The 4046-nt window shown below is 56.3% G+C and carries 3 protein-coding genes; all 3 read left to right on the forward strand.

The features are described 5' to 3' along the window. The first annotated feature begins 232 nt into the window (after positions 1 to 232). Positions 233 to 2602 (forward strand): outer membrane protein assembly factor BamA, encoded by a 2370-nt coding sequence (locus tag AUK29_00955; GenBank protein OIP66337.1) that lies wholly within the window; start codon positions 233 to 235, stop codon positions 2600 to 2602. Positions 2603 to 2650: 48 nt separating this feature from the next. Continuing rightward, positions 2651 to 3181, forward strand: a complete 531-nt coding sequence (locus AUK29_00960; protein OIP66338.1) for a hypothetical protein — start codon at positions 2651 to 2653, stop codon at positions 3179 to 3181. Between the two features lie 2 nt (positions 3182 to 3183). Further along, positions 3184 to 4046, forward strand: an 863-nt coding sequence (locus AUK29_00965) for a UDP-3-O-(3-hydroxymyristoyl)glucosamine N-acyltransferase (protein ID OIP66339.1), incomplete at its 3' end; no start/stop codon positions are given.

Below are 4046 nucleotides of genomic sequence, written 5' to 3' on the forward strand. Positions count from 1 at the left end.
ATCGGGGAATCCATGGTTCGACAAGCTCACCATGACAATTGTCACCCTGAGCCTGTCGAAGGGTGGATTGTCCGGTCAAGCCCCGGTAAACCGAGGGCAGGCCGGACAATGACAAACTGATTACGACTTCTGTCGCTGTGTATAGATAATCCGAGGTGAAGCGTTGATATCCGCGAAGAAAAGACCGGGATCGGGTGAAAAATCAGGGAGGCTATGGGCCTTCTGGCTGTGGATGGCCGCGGCATGGTTCTGCTCCTATATCCCGCACGCATGGGCTGAGCAAGGGGTCTCTCCCATCATCCGGAAGATCGAGATCGTGGGAAACCGGCGGATCGACAGCGGGACCATCCTGAACAAGATCGCATCCAAAGTCGGAGAGCCCCTGTCCATGGCAACCCTGCAACAGGACATCCGGGCGATCTATGATACCGGAGGGTATTTCGAGAATGTGCAGGTGGAGAGCGAGCCTGTGGATGGGGGCGTCCGGCTGATCTACCGGATCGAGGAAAAGCCGATTATCTCTTCGATCACGATTGAAGGGAACAAGGAGCTGGAAGAGGGCAAGATCCGGGATGCGCTTCTCTCCAGGATCGGTTCCCCTTACGACCTCAAGCGGATCAAGAGGGACAAGGAGGCCGTCTTGAAGCTGTACCAGAACGAGGGATTTTATTTCGCCCAGATCCAGAGCCGGGAGGAAGAGGACAAGAATCAGAACAAACAACTGACCTACAAGATCGATGAGGGGAAGAAGGTGATCATCGGCGAGATTTTTCTTCGGGGGAATGAGCATATCAAGGCCGGTGAGATCAAGAAACGCGCCATGGAAACCAAAGAGCACTGGATGCTCTCCTTCCTCACATCCGCCGGGGTCTTTAAACGGGAGATCCTGGACATTGATCTTGAGCGGATCAAAGATTATTATTACAGCCACGGCTATCTCGAGGTCAAGCTCGGAGAACCCGAGATTCTCTTCGCAAAGCCTAAGAGACGGACCTGGGACCGTTTTTATGAGGCCTTCAAAGGATGGGGATGGGCTGAGAACGAAATTGCGGTCACCATTCCGATCTTCGAAGGGGAACAGTACCGGATCGGGAAAATGAATTTTCGAGGCGCGACCGCCGTTCCCGATGAGGCCCTGCGAGCGGGCCTCTCCTCCAAGGAGGGTGAGGTTTTCAGCAGCGAGACGATCCGGTCCGACATCAAGGCCATCGCCCACCTCTTTGGTGAAAAGGGATATGCCTTTACCAGTGTTTCCCCTTTGACCGATCTGAATCACGAGGCCAGGACCGTGGATCTGACCTGGGATGTTGAAGAAGGAAACCGCGTTTTTATCGGTGAAGTGAATGTCATCGGGAACGTCCGGACACGGGACAACGTCATCCGGCGGGAACTCAGGTTCCGGGAGGGGGACCAGTACGATATTGCCAAGATCGACCGCAGCAAGGTCAGGATCAAGAATACAGGGTACTTCGAGAATGTGGATGTCTCCACCAACCGGAGGGCCGGGGAGCAGGTGGTGGACCTGGATCTGAAAGTCAAGGAGCAGCAGACGGGCTCATTGAGTTTCGGCATCGGCGCCAGTTCCACGCAGGGGTTGATCGGGTCTTTTGATATCCGTCAGAAAAACATCTTCGGAACCGGGAGAGAAGTCGACCTTTCGGCTGTGGTGGGCGGTGAGGACAGCAATTTCAATCTCCGTTTCGTCGAGCCATGGCTCTTCGACAGAGAGGTCAGCCTGGGGTTCAATCTCTTCAAGACCATCAGCGATTATGATTCCTTCAGAGAGGAAAGCGCCGGCGGAAGCGTGACCTTCGGGAGAGCCCTGGATGAATACAGCAGCGGGTCCATCGGTTTCGACTATGAAGATATCAAATTTACCAATGTGGCCTCAAATTACGATACGAATCTCACACAGACGCAGTCCGTCTTCGGGGTCACCTTGGGCTGGCGGCGCAACACCGTGGACAATATCCTCGATCCCTCCCGGGGTTACCTGGCCCGCGCCTCGGCCAAATTCGCCGGGCTCCTGGGGGATGCGAATTTCAACAAGTACTATGTCTCGGACCGCCTCTTCTATCAGGGGCCCTGGAAGACCACGTTCTCCGTGGGCGCCGAGGCCGGGTTTGTGGACGTGAACTCCCCGCAGGATATCCCGGTGTCCGAGATGTTCTTCCTGGGCGGGATTGAGTCCTTGAGGGGCTACCAGTACCGGAGCCTTGGGCCGAGGAACTTTTACGGAAGTCTGATCGGCGGCCGCAAGCTGGCGCTGGCCAATGTGGAATATAATTTCCCGATCATCCAGTCCGCCGGGTTCAAAGGATTCCTGTTTTTTGATGCAGGGAAGACCTTTGATCCGGTGAGCGAGACCACCATTACCTCTTATATCGAGGCCGATACCGATGGGGATGGATTCGCCGATGCCGTGAAGGCCGTCCGGAGGCCGAATCTGACCGACGGAGAGGTCTTGAAAAAGAGCTGGGGCATCGGTTTCTACTGGCTGTCACCCGCCGGGCCGATCAAGATTGTCTGGGCCAATGCCATCAATCCGGAACCCTTCGACTCGGTGGAGACGATCCAGTTCAGTTTGGGGACCAGTTTTTAGCCCGTATGGGGATGGATCTTTATGATCATTTTCTATAGGAGTGTACCGATGAAATCGAAAAAGAGTCTGACGAGTTCCCTGATCATTGCACTTTTTCTCTTCGGGGCGCAGGCCGCCTCGGCCAATGAACTCAAGATCGGGGTAGTGGATTTTCAAAAGGTCTTCGACCAGTCGGCCGTGATCCGGAAACTTAACGGCGAGCTGGAGCAGAAGGTCAAGGCCGAGGAGGATCTCATCACCAAGAAGCGGGAGACCCTGCAGAAGCAGAAAGAGGACCTGGATAAACAGCAGTCCATCCTCAGCCAGGAGAAACGCGCCGAGAGGGAGGGTCAGATCAGGCAGGACCTCAAGGATCTTCAGCGCTATGCCACCGACAAGCAGGATGAGTTTCAGCGCAAGGGATCCGAACTCATGCAGAGTGTGATGCAGGAACTCACCAAGATCGTCCAGGAGATCGGGGAGAAGAATGGATACACGACCATTGTGGAACGATCCGAGGGGGGCGTGGTCTTCTTCTCCAAATCCATCGACATCACGGACGAGGTCGTGAAGGAGTATGACAAGAGGGGCAATAAGTAGATATGTCTGAGCAGGAGAAAAAAAAGTTCTGGACACTTTCGGAACTGGCTGCCGAGGTTCAGGGGGAACTGGAAGGGGACGGCGCCGTCCGGGTTTCCGGAGTGGCCTCCCTTCAGGAGGCCGCCGAGGGGGAGATCACCTTTCTGGCCAATCCAAAATACCAGTCTTCCCTGAAGAAGACACGGGCCTCGGCCGTGATCCTCTCTCCGGGCATCCCCGTGAAGATTCCGGCCATCCGCTCCAGGAATCCTTATCTGGCCTTTGCCAAGGTCGCCACCCTGGTGGGAAAAATCCCCTATAAATCTCTGGGCGTGAGCCCTGACCTGGTCCAGGACGAGGGATGCCGGCTCGGGCGGGACCTTTCCATCCACCCCAAGGTCGTCTTGGGGAGAGACGTCCGGATCGGGGACCGGGTGACGCTCTATCCCGGCGTGGTGATCGGAGATCATTCCGTGGTTGAGGAGGATGCCTTGCTCTATTCCTCGGTTCAGGTCCGGGAGGGCGTCCGTATCGGGAAAAGGGTCATCATCCATTGCGGGGCCGTGATCGGGAGCGACGGCTTCGGTTTCGCACCGGACGGGGAGCGCTATTTCAAGATCCCCCAACTGGGCGGGGTCAGGATCGAAGACGATGTCGAAATCGGGGCCAATACCACCATTGACCGAGGGGCCCTGGGGGATACGGTGATCGGGAAAGGGACCAAGATCGACAACCTGGTCCACATTGCGCACAACGTGGTGATCGGGGAGAATTGTATCCTTGCGGCGCAGGTCGGGTTTGCCGGGAGCACGGTCATTGGGGATCATGTCACCATGGCCGGGCAGGTCGGGGTAGCCGGCCATCTGAAGATCGGAGACCACGTCAC

The organism is Nitrospirae bacterium CG2_30_53_67 (genome assembly GCA_001873285.1).
In the GTDB taxonomy this organism is placed as follows: domain Bacteria; phylum CG2-30-53-67; class CG2-30-53-67; order CG2-30-53-67; family CG2-30-53-67; genus CG2-30-53-67.

Coding starts and splice junctions, on each gene's coding strand:
- AUK29_00955 (OIP66337.1), top strand. CDS start 233: ATGGCCGCGGCATGGTTCTGCTCCTATATCCCGCACGCATGGGCTGAG.
- AUK29_00960 (OIP66338.1), top strand. CDS start 2,651: ATGAAATCGAAAAAGAGTCTGACGAGTTCCCTGATCATTGCACTTTTT.